General features: G+C 75.2%; 16 protein-coding genes. 12 read left to right on the top strand and 4 right to left on the bottom strand.

Features of this window, described 5'->3' with window-relative positions:
* Positions 1-13 precede the first annotated feature (13 nt).
* Genes OG823_RS32810 through OG823_RS32800 form a run of 3 tightly spaced genes read left to right on the top strand, consistent with a single transcriptional unit; the run spans position 14 to position 3,710 of the window.
* Positions 14-1,036 carry an ABC transporter ATP-binding protein gene (locus tag OG823_RS32810; protein ID WP_371483927.1) on the top strand — a complete coding sequence of 341 codons (1,023 nt, stop codon included), beginning with the start codon at positions 14-16 and terminating at the stop codon, positions 1,034-1,036.
* On the top strand, positions 1,033-1,785 hold the full coding sequence (locus OG823_RS32805; RefSeq protein WP_371483926.1) for an ABC transporter permease: 753 nt from the start codon (positions 1,033-1,035) through the stop codon (positions 1,783-1,785). Before OG823_RS32810 ends, OG823_RS32805 begins: the two co-directional genes overlap by 4 nt.
* On the top strand, positions 1,782-3,710 hold the full coding sequence (locus tag OG823_RS32800; protein WP_371483925.1) for a TOMM precursor leader peptide-binding protein: 1,929 nt from the start codon (positions 1,782-1,784) through the stop codon (positions 3,708-3,710). The genes OG823_RS32805 and OG823_RS32800 overlap by 4 nt, the downstream gene beginning before the upstream one ends.
* A 63-nt stretch (positions 3,711-3,773) precedes the next feature.
* Here the strand turns inward: OG823_RS32800 and OG823_RS32795 are convergent, their stop codons facing one another.
* Positions 3,774-3,962, bottom strand: coding sequence for a thiazolylpeptide-type bacteriocin (locus OG823_RS32795; protein WP_371483923.1), 189 nt, complete (start codon positions 3,960-3,962; stop codon positions 3,774-3,776).
* A 198-nt stretch (positions 3,963-4,160) separates the two neighbouring features.
* On the opposite strand from OG823_RS32795, the gene OG823_RS32790 reads away from it, so the two are divergent.
* The 4 genes from OG823_RS32790 to OG823_RS32775 all read left to right on the top strand — a co-directional run bounded on the left by OG823_RS32790 (position 4,161) and on the right by OG823_RS32775 (position 10,605).
* The gene (locus OG823_RS32790; protein ID WP_371483921.1) at positions 4,161-5,579 is read left to right on the top strand and encodes an amidohydrolase; all 1,419 of its coding nucleotides are present in this window, start codon (positions 4,161-4,163) and stop codon (positions 5,577-5,579) included.
* A gap of 101 nt (positions 5,580-5,680) precedes the next feature.
* On the top strand, positions 5,681-7,369 hold the full coding sequence (locus OG823_RS32785; protein WP_371483919.1) for a DUF885 domain-containing protein: 1,689 nt from the start codon (positions 5,681-5,683) through the stop codon (positions 7,367-7,369).
* A gap of 229 nt (positions 7,370-7,598) precedes the next feature.
* Positions 7,599-9,674 carry a galactosylceramidase gene (locus OG823_RS32780; RefSeq protein ID WP_371483918.1) on the top strand — a complete coding sequence of 692 codons (2,076 nt, stop codon included), beginning with the start codon at positions 7,599-7,601 and terminating at the stop codon, positions 9,672-9,674.
* Positions 9,675-10,155: 481 nt separating this feature from the next.
* Positions 10,156-10,605 carry a DoxX family protein gene (locus OG823_RS32775; protein WP_371483917.1) on the top strand — a complete coding sequence of 150 codons (450 nt, stop codon included), beginning with the start codon at positions 10,156-10,158 and terminating at the stop codon, positions 10,603-10,605.
* A 115-nt stretch (positions 10,606-10,720) separates the two neighbouring features.
* Here the strand turns inward: OG823_RS32775 and OG823_RS32770 are convergent, their stop codons facing one another.
* The 3 genes from OG823_RS32770 to OG823_RS32760 form a co-directional block, all read right to left on the bottom strand.
* Positions 10,721-11,449 (bottom strand): VIT family protein, encoded by a 729-nt coding sequence (locus tag OG823_RS32770; RefSeq protein ID WP_371483915.1) that lies wholly within the window; start codon positions 11,447-11,449, stop codon positions 10,721-10,723.
* Positions 11,450-11,583: 134 nt separating this feature from the next.
* A complete protein-coding gene (locus OG823_RS32765) occupies positions 11,584-12,237 on the bottom strand; it encodes a CoA transferase subunit B (RefSeq protein WP_371483914.1) in 654 nt (217 codons plus the stop codon).
* Positions 12,221-13,039: a CoA transferase subunit A gene (locus OG823_RS32760; protein ID WP_371483912.1), complete on the bottom strand. Its 819-nt coding sequence runs from the start codon at positions 13,037-13,039 to the stop codon at positions 12,221-12,223. Before OG823_RS32760 ends, OG823_RS32765 begins: the two co-directional genes overlap by 17 nt.
* 318 nt (positions 13,040-13,357) lie before the next feature.
* Between OG823_RS32760 and OG823_RS32755 the strand changes: the two genes are divergently transcribed.
* From OG823_RS32755 to OG823_RS32735, 5 genes are read left to right on the top strand one after another with little or no spacing between them, the layout of a single operon-like run.
* The gene (locus tag OG823_RS32755; RefSeq protein WP_371483910.1) at positions 13,358-14,590 is read left to right on the top strand and encodes a substrate-binding domain-containing protein; all 1,233 of its coding nucleotides are present in this window, start codon (positions 13,358-13,360) and stop codon (positions 14,588-14,590) included.
* Between the two features lie 4 nt (positions 14,591-14,594).
* Complete coding sequence (locus OG823_RS32750) at positions 14,595-15,407, top strand: ABC transporter ATP-binding protein (RefSeq protein WP_371483908.1); 813 nt, start codon at positions 14,595-14,597, stop codon at positions 15,405-15,407.
* Entirely contained in the window at positions 15,404-16,156 is a 753-nt protein-coding gene (locus OG823_RS32745) for an ABC transporter ATP-binding protein (protein ID WP_371483906.1), read from the top strand. The genes OG823_RS32750 and OG823_RS32745 overlap by 4 nt, the downstream gene beginning before the upstream one ends.
* Complete coding sequence (locus tag OG823_RS32740; RefSeq protein ID WP_371483904.1) at positions 16,156-17,043, top strand: branched-chain amino acid ABC transporter permease; 888 nt, start codon at positions 16,156-16,158, stop codon at positions 17,041-17,043. The genes OG823_RS32745 and OG823_RS32740 overlap by 1 nt, the downstream gene beginning before the upstream one ends.
* On the top strand, positions 17,040-18,173 hold the full coding sequence (locus tag OG823_RS32735) for a branched-chain amino acid ABC transporter permease (protein WP_371483902.1): 1,134 nt from the start codon (positions 17,040-17,042) through the stop codon (positions 18,171-18,173). Before OG823_RS32740 ends, OG823_RS32735 begins: the two co-directional genes overlap by 4 nt.
* The last annotated feature ends 1 nt before the right edge of the window (position 18,174 follow it).

Below are 18,174 nucleotides of genomic sequence, written 5' to 3'. Positions count from 1 at the left end.
CGGAGAGCACAGGATGAGCACAGCTGGAACGACGACCGGCCCGGCGGTGGCGCTCGACGGCGTCACCAAGCGGTACGGGGAGGTGGTGGCGCTCGACGGGGTGTCGCTGTCGGTGGAACGCGGCGAGTTCTTCGGCATCCTCGGGCCCAACGGCGCGGGCAAGACCACCCTGGTGGAGATCGTGGTGGGGCTACGCCGCCCCGACACCGGGACGGTGGCCGTGCTCGGCGAGAGCCCCTGGCCGCGCAACACCGCGCTGCTGCGGCGGCTCGGCGTCCAGACCCAGTCCTCGGCGTTCTTCACCCGGTTGACCGCGCTGGAGCACCTGCGGACGGTCGCCGCGCTGTACGGTCTGGACCGCGCGGCGGCCGGGCGCGCGCTGGAGCTGGTCGACCTGTCGGCCAAGGGGCGCAGCCGGGTCGACGACCTGTCCGGCGGGCAGCGTCAGCGGCTGGCGCTGGCCACCGCGCTGATCCACCAGCCCGACCTGATCTTCCTCGACGAGCCGACCGCGGCACTGGATCCGCAGGCCCGGCGCTCGCTCTGGGAGCTGCTGCGCTCGCTGCGCGGCGAGGGGCGGACGATCGTGTGCACCACCCATCACCTGGAGGAGGCGGAGGCGCTCTGCGACCGGGTGGCCATCGTGGCGCGCGGCTCGGTGCTGGCCCTGGACACCCCCGCCGGCCTGGTCAGGTCGCTCGCCGCGCCGGCGCGGCTGTTCGTCCCCTCGGACCGGCTCTCGGTGGCGCGGGCCCGGGGCGTCGAGGGCGTCGACCGGGTCACCGTCGAGGGCGGGGAGCTGGTGATCGAGACCAGGGTCGCCAACCGGGTACTGGTGGGGCTCGGGTCGGTGGTCGGCATGGACGCGATCCGGACCCGCACGGCCACCCTGGAGGACGCCTACCTCAGCCTGACCGGCGCCGTGAGCAGCGCCGCCCCCGCCGCCCCCGGCTCCGGCACACCGGCCCCCGGCACACCCGGCTCCGCCGCCACCGCAGACCTCGGCCCGACACCCGGAGTGGAGCACCGCCCGTGAGCGCCTACACCGCCATGACCAGGGCCACCTACCTGGCCTACGTCCGGGACCGCACCTCGGTCTTCTTCACCTTCGCGTTCCCGCTGCTGTTCCTCGTCGTGTTCGGCCTGATCTTCCGCGGGCAGTCGGTGGACGGCGGTCTGCCGTTCATCGACTACACCGCGCCCGGGGTGCTCGCCTGGGGCATCGGCAACGCGGCGCTGTTCGGGGTGGCCTTCACCCTGATGCACTGGCGCCGCGACGACCTCTTGCGGCTCGTCTGGCGTACGCCCACCCCGCTGCCCTCGGTGCTCGCCTCGCGCTACGCGGTGGCGCTGGGCACCGGCCTGGTCCAGGCCCTGCTGTTCACCGGCGTGGCCCTGCTGCCCGTGTTCGGCCTGCACCTCTCCTCGTCCTGGCCGCTGGCGCTGCCGGTGCTGCTGTTCGGCGTCACCGCCTTCGCCGCCATCGGGCTGGTGGTCGGCGCTCTGGCGAACACCCCGGAGGCGGTGGCCGCGATCGCCAACTGCGTGATGGTGCCGATGGCCTTCCTGTCGGGGGCGTTCTACCCCATCGACCTGATGCCCGGCTGGCTCCGCACCCTCTCCCGGGCCCTGCCGCTGCGCTACTTCGTCGACGGGATCACCGACGCCCTCGCCGGTCGGGGCGGGGTCGGCGGGCCCGCCATCGCCTGCCTCGGACTCGCCGTGTTCGCCGCCCTGTTCGGGGCGCTGGCCGCCCGGACCTTCCGTTGGAGCAACCGGACATGACCACCACTCTCGCCGCCCCGCCGCTGGAGCCGGCCCGGGCCGCGCTCGAAAGCGCCCTCGCGGCCCGTGCGGACGCCGCCGGCCTGCCCGCTCCGGCGGTCGCCGCCCTCGGCGGAGCCGACCTGCTGGGCGGCGCGCCCGAGCCGCCCGGGCGGGCCCGGCAGCGGGCCGGCGCCGGCGTCCACCTCAGCGCGCAGGCCGTCCTGATCGGCCCGTGGGGCGGCGCGCCGGACGCCGCACCGGCCTGCGGGACGTGCCTGGCCATGCGCTGGCAGCGGCTGCGCAGCCGGACCGAACGCGAGGCGCTGGAGACCGGTCTGGAGACCACGGCGCTGGACGCCGGCTGGCCGGTGCTGCCCGACCACACGCTGGACGCGGTCTGGGCGCTGTACCTGCTGGCCGTGGACGAGGAGCGCCCGGCGGCGGCGCTGCCCCGGGTCACCCGGCTGGATCTGGAGACCCTCCAGGCGCACACCGTGCCGCTGCTCGCCGAACCGCTCTGCCCGGCCTGCGCGACGGCCTCGGCCGAGCGGCCCGGCGAGGGCCCGGTGCTGCCCCTGCGCTCCCGCGCCAAGAGCGGCCCGGACGGCTACCGGCTGCGCCCGGCCGCCTCCTACGAGCTGCCCGCCGCCGCGCTGGCGAACCCGGTCTGCGGCGTGCTCGGCGCCGGCACCTGGTCGGACGTCGGCTCGCCGACCACCGCGCCGGTCGCGGGCAGCGTCTTCATGCGCGGCTACGCCGGTCTCACCGACGTGACCTGGAGCGGGCAGGCCAACTCGTTCCGCGCCAGCCGGGATCTGGCCTTCCTGGAGGGTCTGGAGCGGTACGCGGGCACGCACCGGCGGCACATCGCCGAGCCGGTGCTGGACTCGTACCGGAACCTGGCCGGGGGCGCGCTGGATCCGCGCGAGTGCGGCCTCTACGCACCGCAGACCTACCGGGACGACCCGATGCTCAGCCCCTTCGATCCGGACCGGCCGATCCCCTGGGTGCGGGGCTGGTCGCTGCGCGACGAGCGGGCGGTGCTCGTTCCCGCGCGGCTCTGCTACTACAGTGCGGGCCTGGCCTCGGACAGCTTCGTCTTCGAGTGCTCCAACGGCTGCGCGATCGGGAGCTGCCTGGAGGAGGCGATCCTGTTCGGCCTGCTGGAGCTGATCGAGCGCGATTCCTTCCTGCTCGGCTGGTACGGCCGGGCCCCGCTGACCGAGATCGACCTCGCCTCCTGCCCCGGCGCCGACCTGCGGGCCATGGTCGACCGGGCGGCCCTGCAGGGGTACGACGTGCACGTGTTCGACAACCGGATCGATCTGGCCGTCCCGGTCGTGACCGGCCTGGCGGTGCGCCGCGACGGCGCTCCCGGGACGCTGGCCTTCGCGGCCGGCGCGGCCTTCGGCCCGGAGCAGGCGGTGGAGTCGGCCGTCTCGGAGATCCTCACCTACCTGCCGCACCTGCCCGGCCAGGTGCGCGAGCGTCCGGCCGAACTGGCCGCCATGGCGGAGGACTTCGGGCTGGTCCGGCGGCTGCCCGACCACGCCGCGCTGTTCGGCCTCCCGCAGATGGCCCGGTACGCGGAGAGCTATCTGGAGCCGGCCGCGCTGCGGCCGTTCGAGGAGGTCTACGCCACCTGGTCGAAGGCCCGGCCGCGCTCGCGGGATCTGCTGGACGACGTCCTGTTCTGCCGCGACGAACTGGCCGGGGCCGGTTTCGACGTGATCGTGGTGGACCAGACCTCGCCGGAGCAGCGGCGGCTCGGCCTCAGTACGGTCTGCACCATCGTCCCCGGACTGCTGCCGATCGACTTCGGCTGGTCGCGTCAGCGCGCCCTGGGGATGCCCCGGCTGCGGACGGCGCAGCGGCGCGCCGGGCTGCGCTCCACCGACCTCGGTGAGACGGAACTGCGCCGGGTGCCGCACCCGTTCCCCTGAACGGCGCTGCCCGCCAACGCCGTCAGCCCCCTCGGGGAGGGGGCTGACGGGACGGGCGGAAGGTCAGGCGGTGCAGCTGGTGGTGCTGGTGGTGCTGGAGCAGGTGCTGGTGCTGGAGCAGCTGGTGGACGAGCCGAGCATGACCTCACTGGCGTCCGAGTAGTCGCTGATCTCGAAGGTCTCCGACTCCAGGTTCAGGATCTCCTGCGCGAGGGAGGCGAGGTTGGTGTCCGCGATGCCGTTGGCAGCCATGGGAACTCCTTCAGGACGGTGGGGACGGTCCGCCCACTGGCGACCGGACCGGGCGACGGCGACGGGGCCCGGTTCACCGAACCGCCCCCCGCCACAGGGACATTGGTACGCCCCCGCACTGGCAGACCTGCCTGCCGTCCACTGTCACCTCGCTGACACCGCAGGTCGGCGAGCCTCCTCTGCCGGAACGGAGCCCCGATGACCGCCACGCCCGCGACACCCGCCGCACCCGGGCCGCCCACCGCCGCACGCGGGCCCAGCGCCGCACCCGGGCCCAGCGCCACACCCGGAAGCACCGCTCCGCCGGCCGTCCCGCCGGTGGCGGGCGCGAGCGGGACGGCCGACCCCGATCTCGCCGCCGCGGCCGAGTTCTACCTCGACCTGCACCGCAACCCCGAGCTGTCCGGCCAGGAGGAGCGCACCGCGGCCCGCTTCGCGGCCCGGCTCGGCGCGGCCGGATACCAAGTCCAGGCCGGGATCGGCGGCCACGGCGTGGTCGGCGTGCTGGAGAACGGCCCCGGCCCGGTGGTGCTGGTGCGGGCCGAACTCGACGCCCTGCCGGTCGAGGAGCGCACCGGCCTGCCGTACGCCAGCACGGCCCGGGCCAGAGCGGCGGACGGAACAGTGGTCCCGGTCATGCACGCCTGCGGCCATGACGTCCACCTGGCCTGCGCGGCGGGGGCCGCGAGCGCCCTGGCGCGCGCGGCCGGGCAGTGGCGGGGCACCGTGGTGGTGGTCGGCCAGCCCGCGGAGGAGACGCTGCGGGGCGCGCGGGCGATGCTGGCCGACGGCCTCTACCGGCGGTGCGCGCCGCCCTCGGTGGTGCTCGCGCAGCACACCGCCCCGCTGCCGGCCGGCATGGTGGCGCACGGCACGGGTCCGGTGACGGCCGGCAGCGTCACCCTGGAGGTGGTGATCCACGGGAGGGGCGGGCACGCCTCCGCCCCGCACCTGGCGGTCGATCCGGTGCTGGCCGCCGCCGCCCTGGTGCTGCGCCTGCAGGGCGTCGTCCCGCAGGAGACGAGCCCCGCCGAGCAGGTGGTGCTCACCGTCGGCTCACTGCGGGCGGGCGGCTCGGCGAACGTCGTGCCGGACAGCGCGACGCTGGGGGTGACCGTCCGGGCCTTCGCCGACCACGTGCTGGAGCGGGTGGTCGCCGCCGTGCACCGGATCGCCCGGGCGGAGTCCGACGCCTCCCGGTGCCCGCGCGAGCCGACCGTCCGGATCACCTCCCGCTCCGGGGTCAACCTGCCGGACGCCGGGCTGACGGCGGAGGTGGCCGCCGCCCACCGGGCCGCCTTCGGCGCGCAGCGGGTGACCGGCTGGCCGCCCGCCATGGCCACCGAGGACTTCCCGCTGTTCGGCGAGGCCGGGCGGGCGCTGCACGGGGTGGCGGGGATCCGGACGGCCTACTGGATGCTGGGCGTGGTCGGCCCGCGGCAGTGGTCGGCCGCACCCGGGGCGAGCGCGGCCGAGAAACTGGCCGCGCTGCCTCCCAACCACTCCCCGGAGTTCCGTCCGCACGTCGGCCTGACGCTGCGTACGGGCATCACCGCGCTGGTGTCGGCGGCCACCTCCCAGCTGGACCGGCCGGCGGGACCGGCGCCCGCCGGGTGAGCGGCGGCGCGGTCGGTCACGGGCGGCCTTCCTGGCATGGGCATGCGGTGATCGCCGGAAAAGGCACCACGGGTCCACGGACGATGCGTCAGGATGTCCGGATGGCAGACCTCCCGATCACCCCGCGCCGCATCGCGGACGACCACGTCGACCGGCTCGTGGCCCTCGATCCGATGACCTCGACCCGACTGGGCCTGCACCCGGAGGACCAGCGGCAGCCCGACCTCTCCCCCGAGGGCTCCGCGGCCCTCGCCGGCCTGGACCGCGACACGCTCGCCGCTCTCGACGCGCTCGAAGCACCCGGCTCCGCCTGGGCGGACCCGGCCGACCGGGCCTGTGCCCGGCTGCTGCGCGAACGCCTCACCGCCGCGCTCGCCGCGTACGACGCGGGCGACGACCACCGCCGGCTGCGCAACATCGCGGGGCCCGTCCACCAGGTGCGGGACATCCTCACCCTGATGGCCACCGAGAGCGACGAGGACTGGGCGGCGGTGGCCGGACGGCTGCGCAACGTGCCCGGCGCGCTGGACGGCTACCGGGCCACCCTCGGCGAGGGCCTCTCCCGGGGCCTGCTCTCGGCGCCGCGCCAGGTCGCGGCGGTGATCGACCAGCTGACCGCGTGGACGGGGGAGGCCACCGGCCGGCCCGGCTGGTTCACCGGGTTCGCCGCCGACGGCCCGGAGCGCCTGCGCCCCGAACTGGACGCCGCCGCGCTGCGGGCCACCGCCGCCGTGGCCGGGTTCCGCGACTGGCTGCGGGAGACCTACGCCCCCGCCGCCGCCGGCACCCCGGACGCCGTGGGCCGCGAGCGCTACCTGCGCGCCGTCCGGTTCGGCACCGGGGCCGACCTCGACGTGGACGAGGCCTACGCCTGGGCCTGGGGCGAGTTCCACCGGCTCAGGGACGAGATGGCGGTGGAGGCCAGGCGCGTGCTGCCCGGCGCCACGCCCGTCGGGGCGATGCGGCACCTGGAGGAGGAAGGGCACGCGGTCAAGGGGGCGGAGGGGATCCGCGACTGGCTCCAACGGCTCATGGACGACGCGATCGAGGCCCTCGACGGCAAGCACTTCGACATCGCCGGCCCGATCCGCCGGGTGGAGTCACGGCTCGCGCCCGAGGGAAGCTCCGCCGCCGCCTACTACACCGCGCCGAGCCTGGACTTCAGCCGCCCCGGCCGCACCCACCTGCCCACCCTGGGCCGGGAGTCCTTCCCGACCTGGCAGCTGGTCAGCACCTGGTACCACGAGGGTGTCCCCGGCCACCACCTGCAGCTCGCCCAGTGGGTCGCCTGCGCCGACCGGCTCAGCCGCTACCAGGTCACCCTGGGCAAGGTGAGCGCCAACCTGGAGGGCTGGGCGCTGTACTCCGAGCGCCTGATGGACGACCTGGGCTTCTTCGCCGAACCCGCGCACCGGCTCGGCTTCCTGGACGAACAGATGCTGCGCACCATCCGGGTGATCATCGACATCGGCATGCACCTGCGCCTGGCCGTCCCCGCCGACTCCGGGTTCCACCCCGGCGAGCGCTGGACACCCGAGCTGGCGACGGAGTTCATGGCCGCCTTCAACGGCTCCCCGCCCGAGGTGCGCACGAGCGAGATCGACCGCTACCTCGGCTGGCCCGGCCAGGCCATCGGCTACAAGCTCGGCGAACGCGCCTGGCTCCAGGGGCGCGAGGCCGCCCGCCGGCGGCACGGCGCCGGGTTCGACCTCAAGGCCTGGCACATGGCCGCGCTCTCCCAGGGCTCGCTCGGCCTGGACGACCTGGCGGACAACCTCGCCTCGTTGTAGCCGGCCTCGTCGCGGCCGGCGGCCGCCACCGGGGTGGCCCCGCCGGCCCGGCCGGCCCCCGCGAGCAGAGCGGTCCGGCTCCGCCCGACGGCGCACCACCCCGCGGGCGGTCCGCCGTCGCGGGCGGTCCGCCGTCGGGCGGAGCTGCGGTGGCGGACGGACACGACCGTGCCGACGCTGGGTCCAGGCACGTGCGGCGACCCCCGCCGCACCCGCACCTGGAGCCCTCATGAACCGCTCGGCAGCGGACCGCCGACCGACCACCCGGCCGCATGCGCTGGTCCTCGCCCTGCTGCTGGCCCTCGGCGGCACGCTCGGCCCCGTCGCCTCGTCCGGTCCGGCCCGCGCGACGGCCGGACCGGGAGAGGGGCGGGGAGAGCGGCCGGTGTCCCCGGAGGCGGCGGGAGCGGCTGCCGCCCCGGTGACCGAGGTCGTCCTCGACGGGGCGTCGGCCGGACGGACGTACGACGGCATCGGCGCCGCCAGCGGCGGCGGCGGCAACTCCCGCCTGCTGTACGACTACCCCGAACCGCAGCGGAGCGAGATCCTGGACTACCTCTTCAAGCCGGGGTACGGCGCGAGCCTGCAGATCCTGAAGGTCGAGGTCGGGGGCGACACCAACTCGACCGACGGCGCGGAGCCGAGTGCCGAGCACACCCCGGACGACACCGGCTACGACCGCGGCTACGAGTGGTGGCTGATGGAGCAGGCCAGGGCCCGCAACCCCGCGATCGGGCTGTACGCGCTCGCCTGGGGCGCCCCCGGCTGGATCGGCGGCGGCCGCTTCTGGTCCTCCGACATGATCGACTACTACCTCCGCTGGATCCGGCACGCCCGTGACGACCACGGTCTGACCATCGACTACCTCGGCGGCTGGAACGAACGCGGCTTCGACCGCGCCTGGTACCGCGAGCTGCACGCCGCCCTGGCCGCCGAGGGCCTGCCCACCCGGGTCGTCGGCGCCGACGACGGCTGGGACGTCGCCGACGCGATGGCCGAGGATCCCGCGTTCGCCGACGCGGTCGACGTCATCGGGGCGCACTACCCCTGCGGCTGGCTCTCCGACCAGACCAGCTGCCCCTCCACCCCGGCCGCCGTGGCCGGCGGCAAGCCGCTCTGGGCCAGCGAGAACGGTTCGCACGACCTCCAGGACGGCGCCTCCCTGGTACGGGCGACCAACCGGGACTACATCGACGGCCGGATGACCGCGTACATCAACTGGCCCGTGGTCGCCGCCGCCTACCAGGGGCTGCCCTACGACACCGTCGGCCTCCTGCTGGCGAACCAGCCGTGGTCCGGCGCCTACACCGTCGGACGGGCCCTGTGGGCCACCGCCCACACCACCCGGTTCACGCGGCCCGGCTGGCGCTACCTCGACTCCGCCTGCGGCTACCTCGGCGGCGACCGCACCGCCGGGAGCTACGTCACCCTGCGCTCCCCCGACTCGGCGCACTGGACGACCGTCGTCGAGACCACCACCGCCTCCACCGCCCGCACCCTCTCCGTGCGGCCGCGCGGCGGCCTGTCCACCACGGCGGTGCAGGTCTGGGCGAGCGACCTGAACGCCCCGGACGCCGGACGCTGGATGATCCGGCAGGCCGATCCGGCCCCGGGCGGCGGCGCCTTCTCGCTCACCCTGCGGCCCGGCTACGCCTACACCCTCACCAACGAGAGCGCCGAGGCCAGGGGCACGGCCGTCGGCCCCGCCGGCCACGGCCTCGCACTGCCCTACGCCGACGACTTCGAGGACTACGCCCCCGGGCGCGAGGCCCGCTACCTGGCCGACATGCAGGGGTCCTTCGAGACCGCCCCCTGCACGGCCGGGCGCGGCGGGATCTGCGTACGGCAGGCCACACCCCGCACACCGATCCTCTGGCAGCAGGACAGCACACCGTTCGCACTGCTCGGCGACGGGGACTGGACGGACTACACCGTCCGGGTGGACGCGATGCTCCCGCAGGCCGGCGCGGTCGAACTGCTGGGCCGCGCGGGCCCGCAGGGGCGTCCCCAGGGCAACCAGGCCGGCTACCGCCTGCGGATCGCCGACACCGGCGCCTGGTCGATCCTGCGCACCACCGACCAGGGCGTCGTCAGCACGCTGGCGGCCGGTCGCGCGGCGGCGCCCGGAACCTCCGGCTGGCACCGGATCGGCCTCACCCTCCGGGGGCCGCAGATCACCGCCACGCTGGACGACGCGGTGATCGGCGGCGCGACCGACACGGCGTACGGCTCGGGGAGGGCCGGCCTGGGAACCGACGGGTACCACCCCGCCCAGTTCGACAACCTGTCCGTGGCCGGGGCCTGACCAGCACCCGACCAGCTCCCGACCGGGATCCGGCCGGCCCACCGGCCTGTTCCGGGCCGGACGGAGCAGGGCCGGCCTGTTCCGGGCCGGACGGAGCAGGTGGGGGACCCGTCGGAGGACGCCGGGCGGAGCCGGGCAGGGCAGGAGGACGTGGAGATGCTGAGGGGAACCAGCGCGGCCGATGTTCCGGTGATGACAAGACCTCTGACGATGCGCCAGAATTGTCACCGCCACGTCATCCGGGCTGTGCGGGCCGTCCTCGCCGCACCGTACGGACGGCGGCAGGTCGCCACTGCACGTCGCGCGCCCGTCAACCGCGCGGCGTGGAGGCCGGGCCGCGTTACCGGGATCGTGCGGCCCCGGTGCGGCGCAGTGGGCGTGCCTTTCCCTCAGCGGTGCCGGAGTGGGGCCGGCGCCTGGCGAGCCCGATCCCGCACCCGGCCGCGCCGACGGCGCCGGCCGCCGACCGAGGAGCCCCACCATGTCATTCGACCCCCGCGCGTTCGTCGAACCCGCCAGGCCGCACACCCTGGCCCTGCTGCGGATCGTCACCGCCCTGCTGTTCACCTGCCACGGCGCGGCCTCGCTGTTCGGCGTCCTGGGCGGCGCGCACGGCGCCACCCTTCCGACCGGTCAGTGGCCCGGCTGGTGGGCCGCCCTGATTCAGCTGGCCGGCGGCCTGCTGGTGCTGCTCGGCCTGGGCACCCGGCCCGCCGCGCTGCTCTGCTCCGGCTCGATGGCCTACGCGTACTTCAGCGTTCACCAGGAGAAGGCCCTGTGGCCCATCCAGAACGGGGGCGAGCTCTCCGTGCTGTTCTGCTGGGTCTTCCTGGCGATCGCGGTGACCGGCCCCGGGAGCCTGGCCCTGGACCTGCTGCTGCGCCGCCCCGACGCGAGAAGGCGCCCGGCGGTGGCGAACCGGGCGGCCTGACCGCTCCCGGTCCGGCGGCGGCCTGCGGGCGGCGCGGCGAGCAGCGCGGTGGGAGGCGCCGCGCAGCACGTACGCCGGGGCGGCGCGAGGTTCCGCGCGCCGCCCGCCGGGCCCCTCACACCCCGGCGGCGCCCAGCAGCTCGCCCACCCCGTAGGTCACCGCCATCGCCAGTCCGCCGCCGATGACGTTGCGCAGCACCGCGCGCCCCGGCGGCGCGCCGCCCAGGCGCGCGCTCAGGAAGCCGGTGAGCAGCAGCACGCACAGCACGGTGGCGGCGGTGCCCGGTGCGCGCGCGTCGGTCGGCAGCAGCAGCACGGCCAGCAGCGGGAAAAGCGCGCCGACCGTGAAGGAGGCGAAGCTCGCGAAGGCGGCCTGCCAGGCGCTGGTCAGCTCGTCCGGGTCGATCTTGAGTTCCGCGTCCGCGTGGGCGGCCAGCGGATCGTGCTCGGTGAGCCGCTCGGCGACCTCCCTGGCCAGCTCCGGCGGCAGGCCCTTCGCCTCGTAGAGACCGGCCAGCTCGGCGAGTTCCGCCTCCGGCTCCTCGGCCAGCTCGCGTTGTTCGAGGCGCAGCGCGGCCCGTTCGGAGTCGCGCTGGCTGCTGACCGACACGTACTCGCCCACAGCCATCGACAGCGAGCCGGCCAGCAGTCCGGCGAGGCCGGCGGTGAGCAGCGCGCTGCGCGATGTCGTCGCGCCGGCCACGCCCATCACCAGACCGGCGGTGGAGACCAGGCCGTCGTTGGCGCCCAGTACCGCGGCCCGCAGCCAGTTGAGCCGGGGGCCGAGTGCGCCGCCGTGCGGTTCGTGCTGCCCGGCCCCGAGGTCGTTCTCCGGCTGTGCCATGCCCTGCTCCCCTCGCTGCCGGGCCGGCCGGGCCCTCCGGGGCCAGGACGTGTCCACGGGCGGTGACAGGGACCATCGTCGCGGCCGCCGGGCCGTTGCGGTACCACCGACACAGCCCGGCCGGCCGCGTCACGTCACACCGGGGCGGCCGCGCAGGCGGAGACGTCCAGGTCGGCTCCGGTGGCGGAGCGGACCTCGTCCACGGTGCCGCCGGGGGCGATCTCGACCAGCCGAAGGCCCTCGGGGGTGACGTCGATGACAGCGAGGTCGGTGACGATGCGGTGGACCACGCCCCGGCCGGTGGCGGGGAGCGTCAGCGCCGGCACGATCTTGGGCGAGCCGTCGCGCGCGGTGTGCTCCATCACGACGATCAGCCGGCGGGCGCCGTGGACCAGGTCCATCGCGCCGCCCATGCCCTTGACCATCTTCCCGGGGACCATCCAGTTGGCCAGGTCCCCGCCGGCGGAGACCTGCATCCCGCCGAGCACCGAGACGTCGATCCGCCCGGAGCGGATCATGCCGAAGGAGAAGGCCGAGTCGAAGTAGGAGGCGCCGGGCGCGGTGGTGACGGTCTCCTTGCCGGCGTTGATCAGATCGGGGTGCTCCTCCCCCTCGGGCGGATAGGGGCCCACCCCGAGGATGCCGTTCTCGGAGTGCAGCACGACGTGCACGCCGGGCGGGATGTGGTTGGGGATCAGGGTGGGCAGGCCGATGCCCAGGTTGACGTACTGTCCGTCGCGCAGTTCCCGGGCGGCGCGGGCGGCGAGCTGGTCACGGTCGAGCGGCATGGCGGGTCTCCTGACGGGCGGACGCCGGGCGGGCGGTGGCCCCGGGGCGGGCGGTGCTCCCGGGGCGGACGGTGCGGCGCTCGACGCGCTTGTCGGACGGATCGGCGGCGACGACGCGGTCGACGTGGACGCCCGGCAGGTGCACGGCGTCCGGCGGGAGTTCGCCGGGCTCCACGATCCGTTCGGCCTCCACCAGGGTGATCCGCCCGGCCGTCGCGCACAGCGGGTTGAAGTTGCGGGCGGCGGCGTGGAAGACGCAGTTCCCGTGCCGGTCGGCGACCGCTGCCCGCACCAGCGCGAAGTCGGCGGTGATGGCCTCCTCCAGCAGGTAGCGGCGGCCGCCGAACTCCCGGACCTCCTTGGGCGGCGAGGCGAGGGTCACCGATCCGTCGGCGCCGTGGCGCCAGGGCAGCCCGCCCTCCTCGACCTGGGTGCCGACGCCGGCCGGGGTGTAGAACGCCGGGATGCCCGAGCCGCCCGCGCGCAGCCGTTCGGCGAGGGTGCCCTGCGGGGTGAGCTCCACCTCCAGCTCACCGCTCAGGTACTGGCGGGCGAACTCCTTGTTCTCCCCGACGTACGAGGAGGTCATCCGGGCGATCCGGCCGGCCCGCAGCAGCAGGCCGAGCCCCCAGTCGTCGACCCCGCAGTTGTTGGAGACCACCCGTAGTCCGCCCGCGCCGGCCTCGGCCAGCGCGCCGATCAGGGTCGAGGGGATGCCGCAGAGGCCGAAGCCGCCGACCGCCACCACCGCCCCGTCGGGGATGTCCGCCACCGCCCGGGCCGGGGTCGTCACCTTGTCCATGTCCGTGCCTTCCAGCTTGGTTGCGTGAGGGCCTGTCGGCTGCCCCGGGCCGGCGGTGGGTTCACGCCGGGCGGGGTGCTCAGGCTCCCTCACTGTCGCGGGCGGGGCCCGGGCCGGGCCATGTGCGCCGCCCACACGGCCCGGTCCGACGCTGTTGCTGCCGCCCACATGTCCGGGCCCGCACCGCGCTCCTAACCTCTCACCAACCACCCACCAGGACTCCGCCGCCACCCGGAGCGTCAACCCTCGGGGGCCTTCGACAGGGGCCCCGGACCCCGGGCGGCGGCGGACGGCGCGACACCCCCCGGGAGCCGAACCATGCGTATGCGCAGCACACACCTCGTCAGCGGCAGACCCCTCCAGGCGCTCACCCTGATCACCGCCGGCGCCCTCCTGACGGGCTGCGCCGCCGCCGGCACGGCCGGCTCCGAGGCCGCCGGCGCCAAGGACGGCGCGCCGGTCAAGGTCGGCCTGGTGTACTCGCGCAGCGGCCCGCTCGCCGCGTACGGCAAGCAGTACATGGAGGGCTTCACCGCCGGGCTCGCCTACGCCACCAAGGGCACCGGCAAGGTGGCCGGGCACGCGGTCGAGGTGGCCGAGCAGGACGACGCCGGGGATCCGGCGAAGGCCGTCGCCGCAGCGAAGGACCTCGCGGGCAAGGGCTACAAGATCCTCGCCGGGAGCACCGACTCGGGCGTGGCGCTCCAGGTGGCACCGCTGGCCGCGCAGAACCAGCTGCTGTTCATCAGCGGCGCGGCCGCCACCGACGCGTTGACCGGCATCAACAAGTACACGTTCCGCTCCGGGCGGCAGTCCTACCAGGACATCCTCACGGCCGGGACGATGCTGGTCGACGCCAAGGGCAAGAAGGTCACCGTACTGGCGCAGAACTCGGCGTTCGGGCAGGCCAACGTGGCCGCCGTGAAGTCGGTGCTGGAGGCGCAGGGTGCGACGGTCGGCTCCGTGCTGGCTCCTCCCAGCGCCACCGACCTGACTCCGTTCGCGCAGCAGGTGCGGTCCGGCGGGGCCGACCTGGTCTTCGTCGCCTGGGCCGGGGCCACCGCGCCGGCCCTGTGGACGGCGCTCGACCAGCAGGGCGTGCTGGACTCCACCCAGGTCGTGACCGGCCTCGCGGGCACGGCCTCGTACCCGGTCTTCGGCCCGGCCGCCGCCAAGATCTCCTTCCTGGCGCACTACTTCCCCGGGGCGGCGGGCAGCACGCCGGTCGAGACCGCGATGCTGGACGGCGTCACCAAGGCCGGCGGCACGCCGGACCTGTTCAGCCCGGACGGCTTCACCGCCGCGCAGATGATCGTCCACGCCATCGAGGCCGGCAGCCCCACCGACACCGCCAGGATGGTCAAGGCGCTGGAGGACTGGCGCTTCCAGGGCCCCAAGGGGGAGGAGCAGGTCCGCGCCGAGGACCACGCGCTGCTCCAGCCGATGTTCACGGCCAAGCTGACCGGCGAGGGTGCGAGCGCCGGGCCGGTGCTGCTGCACGCGCTGCCGATGTCGGCGTCGACTCCCCCGCTGAAGACGATCGCGGGCTGAAGCGATGAACTCCCCGAACACCGCCGGGCCCGCGGCGGCGGCGACCGCCCCGCCACCCGTCCCGACGCCCGTCCCGACGCCCGTGCTCAGCCTGCGCGGACTCGGCTGGGGCGTCGGCGGCGTCACCATCCTCGACGGCGTCTCCTTCGACGTCCACGAGGGCGAGTTCCTCGCCTTCATCGGTCCCAACGGCGCCGGCAAGACCTCCCTGTTCAACCTGATCAGCGGCCTCAACCCGGTCTCCCGGGGCAGTGTCCGGCTGGACGGCGCGGACATCACCGGGCTGGCCCCGCACGCCCGTGCCCGGCGCGGCCTCGGCCGGACCTTCCAGACCTCCAGCCTCTGGCCCGCCATGTCGGTGGCCGACCACGTCCGGCTGGCGGCGCAGGCCGCCGGTGGCGGCTCGTACCGGATCTGGCGACGGGCCGCCGCCCACACCGGCCGGGTCGCCGAGGTCCTGGAGCGCACCGGACTGGCGGATCGCGCCGACGCCGCCGCGCAGGAGCTGTCGCACGGCGAGAAGCGCAAACTCGAACTCGCCGTCCTGCTGGTCGGCGAGCCGCGCCTGATGCTCCTGGACGAGCCGATGGCCGGTGTGAGCGCCGAGGAGGTGCCGGCGCTCACCGCGCTGATCCGCTCGCTGCACCGCGACGAGGGCCGCACCGTCCTGATGGTCGAACACCACATGGACGTCCTGCTGGGTCTGGCCGACCGGCTCGCGGTGATGCACCACGGCACCCTGCTGGCGCTGGACACCCCGCACGCGGTGATGGCCGACGCGACCGTCCAGCAGGCCTACCTCGGGGAGGAACTGTGACCGCGGGAGCACTCCTGCGGATCAGGGATCTGCGGGTCGTCATCGGCGGACGGCACATCCTGCACGGCGTCGACCTGGACGTCGCCGCAGCCGGCGTGACCGCCCTGCTCGGGCGCAACGGCGCCGGCAAGACCACCACCGTGCGCGGCGTCCTCGGCCTCGTCCCGCGTACCGGCAGCGTGCTGTTCGGCGGCGAGGAGACAGTACGGCTGGCGACCCACGCGCTGGTCCGCCGGGGCATCGGCTACGCCCCCGAGGACCGGGGTGTGTTCGCCGGGCTGAGCGTCGCCGAGAACCTGCGCCTGGCCGAACGGCCGGGGGCGGGCGAGCCCGCGTACGCGCTGGTGCACGAGCTGTTCCCGGAGCTGAAGCAGCGCGCTCGCCAGGCCGCCGGCACCCTCTCCGGCGGGCAGCAGCAGATGGTGGCGATCTCCCGCACGCTGCTGAACGGCAACCGCCTGATCATCGCGGACGAGCCCACCAAGGGCCTGGCGCCCAGGGTCGTCACCGAGGTCGCCCGGGTGCTGGAGCGGGCGGCCGAAGCGGTGCCCGTCCTGCTGGTGGAGCAGAACCTCGCCATGGTCCGGCGCCTCGCCGAGCACTGCGTCGTGCTCGCCGACGGCCGTACCGCCCACCAGGGCCCGGCCGACGAACTGCTGACCGACGCCGAGGCGACCCGCCGGCTGCTCGGGGTCGGCCGCCACGATCCGGCCCCGGCCCCGCCCGCCCACTGCGACAGGGAACGCTGATGTCGACCGTCGTCCTGCTCACCCTCACCGGGCTGGGGCTGGGAGCGCTGTACTTCCTGGTCGCCTCCGGCCTGTCCCTGATCTTCGGCCTGATGGACGTGCTCAACTTCGCGCACGGCGCGCTGCTCTCGACCGGCGCGTACGGCACCTGGTGGGCTGCCTCCGGGCACCTGCCGGGCGCCGGCCCCGGCGGGTTCGGCTTCGTGCTGGCGGTCGCCTTCGGTACGGCCGTCGGCACGCTGGCCGCCGTCCTGCTCGAACTCGCCGTCATCCGCCCGCTCTACGAGCGCCCGCGCGAACAGGTGCTCGCCACCGTGGGTGTCGGCCTGGCCGTCCCGGCGCTGCTCTCCGCGATCTGGGGCGCGGACGCGCGGCCCTTTCCCGGACCGGCCGCGCTGGGCGGGACGTTCGGACTGCTCGGCGCCCAGGTGCCGGTCAACCGGCTGGTGCTGATCGCCGCCGCCCTGGTGGTGCTGGCCGCGCTGCGGCTCTTCCTCGGCCGCACCCGGCACGGGCTGGTGGTCCGGGCGGGTGTGGAGGACCGGCCCATGGTCACCGCGCTCGGCATCGACGTGCGCAGGGCCTTCACCCTGGTCTTCGCCATCGGCGGCGCCGCCGCCGCGCTCGGCGGGGCGCTCGGCGGCCTGTACTTCGGCTCGGTGGACCCGGGCCAGGGCACCTCGCTGCTCATCTTCGCCTTCGTGGTGGTCGTGATGGGCGGCATGGGCTCGGTCACCGGCGCCGCCGCGGCCTCGGTCGGCGTGGGTCTCGTCCAGCAGTTCGCCAACTACTACACCACCGCCGGGCTCGGCGACCTCGCCGTCGTCGTGCTGCTCGCCGCCCTGCTGCTCCTGCGGCCGCGCGGACTCACCGGGAGGCTCGCGTGACCACCACCGCATCCACCGAGGCGCGCCCGGCGGCCGCACCGCCGGCCGCCGTCCCCGGGCCCCTTCGCCGCCACGCCCGCTGGTGGCCCGCCGTCCTGCTGGCGGCGCTGGTCACGGCTCCCTACAGCTCACTGCCGCTGCCCGGCCTGCTGGACGGCCCGCTGGGTAGTCCGGGGAGCCTCCAACTGCTCGCCCTGTGCCTGCTGTTCGGGGCGCTCGCCACCGGCTACGACCTGCTGCTCGGACGCACCGGGCTGCTCTCCTTCGGCCACGCGCTCTACTTCGCCACCGGCGCCTACGCCACCAACACGATCATGCTGGAGGCCGGCCTGCCGTTCGCGCTCTGCGCCGTCCTCGGCCTGCTCGTCGGCGTCCTGCTGGCGGCCCTGCTCGGCTCGGTCAGCCTGCGGATGAGCGGTATCGGCTTCTCCATGGTGACACTGGCGTTCGCGCAGGCCGGTTCGATCCTGGTCGAACGCGATCCCGGCGGCTTCACCGGCGGCGAGGAGGGCCGCGCCGCCCCGGCCGAGCGGCTGCCGGCCTGGCTGGTGGGGATCGGACACACCGCCGACCTGTACTGGATCGCGCTGGCCTACCTGGTGCTCACCCTCGCCGTCGTCCACTGGGCCGTCCGCTCGCCGACCGGCCGGGTCTGGGAGGGCATCCGGGAGAACGAGCGCCGGGTGGAGGTGCTGGGGCTTCGCCCGTACGGGTTCAAGCTGGTCGCGTTCGTGCTGGCCGGCGCGCTGGCGGCGCTCGGCGGCATCGTCCACCTGCTGCTCACCGGCGGGGCCACCCCGCAGACCACCACCTCGGACTTCACCCTCTCGCTGCTGGTGATGGTGGTGCTCGGCGGCTCCGGGACGCGCTGGGGGCCGCTGGTCGGCGGCGTCCTGTACACCTGGGCGGACCACCGCCTGGGCGACCTGGCCGGTTCGGACGCGGTGGCCGGGCTGCCCGCCGTCCTGCGGGTGCCCCTCTCGCAACCGCTCTTCCTGCTCGGCACACTGTTCGTCCTGGTGGTCCACCTGCTGCCGGGCGGCGTGGTCCGGCTGCCCGGGCGGCTGCGGGCCGCCCGGGAGCGTTCGCGCCGCGCCACCGCGCCCCGCCGATCGACCGCCAAGCTCTGAC

This window comes from Kitasatospora sp. NBC_00315 (genome assembly GCF_041435095.1).
Classification (GTDB): domain Bacteria; phylum Actinomycetota; class Actinomycetes; order Streptomycetales; family Streptomycetaceae; genus Kitasatospora.
The sequence above is the reverse complement of the archived record's forward strand: the minus strand, read 5'-3'. Positions and strand labels throughout refer to the sequence as shown.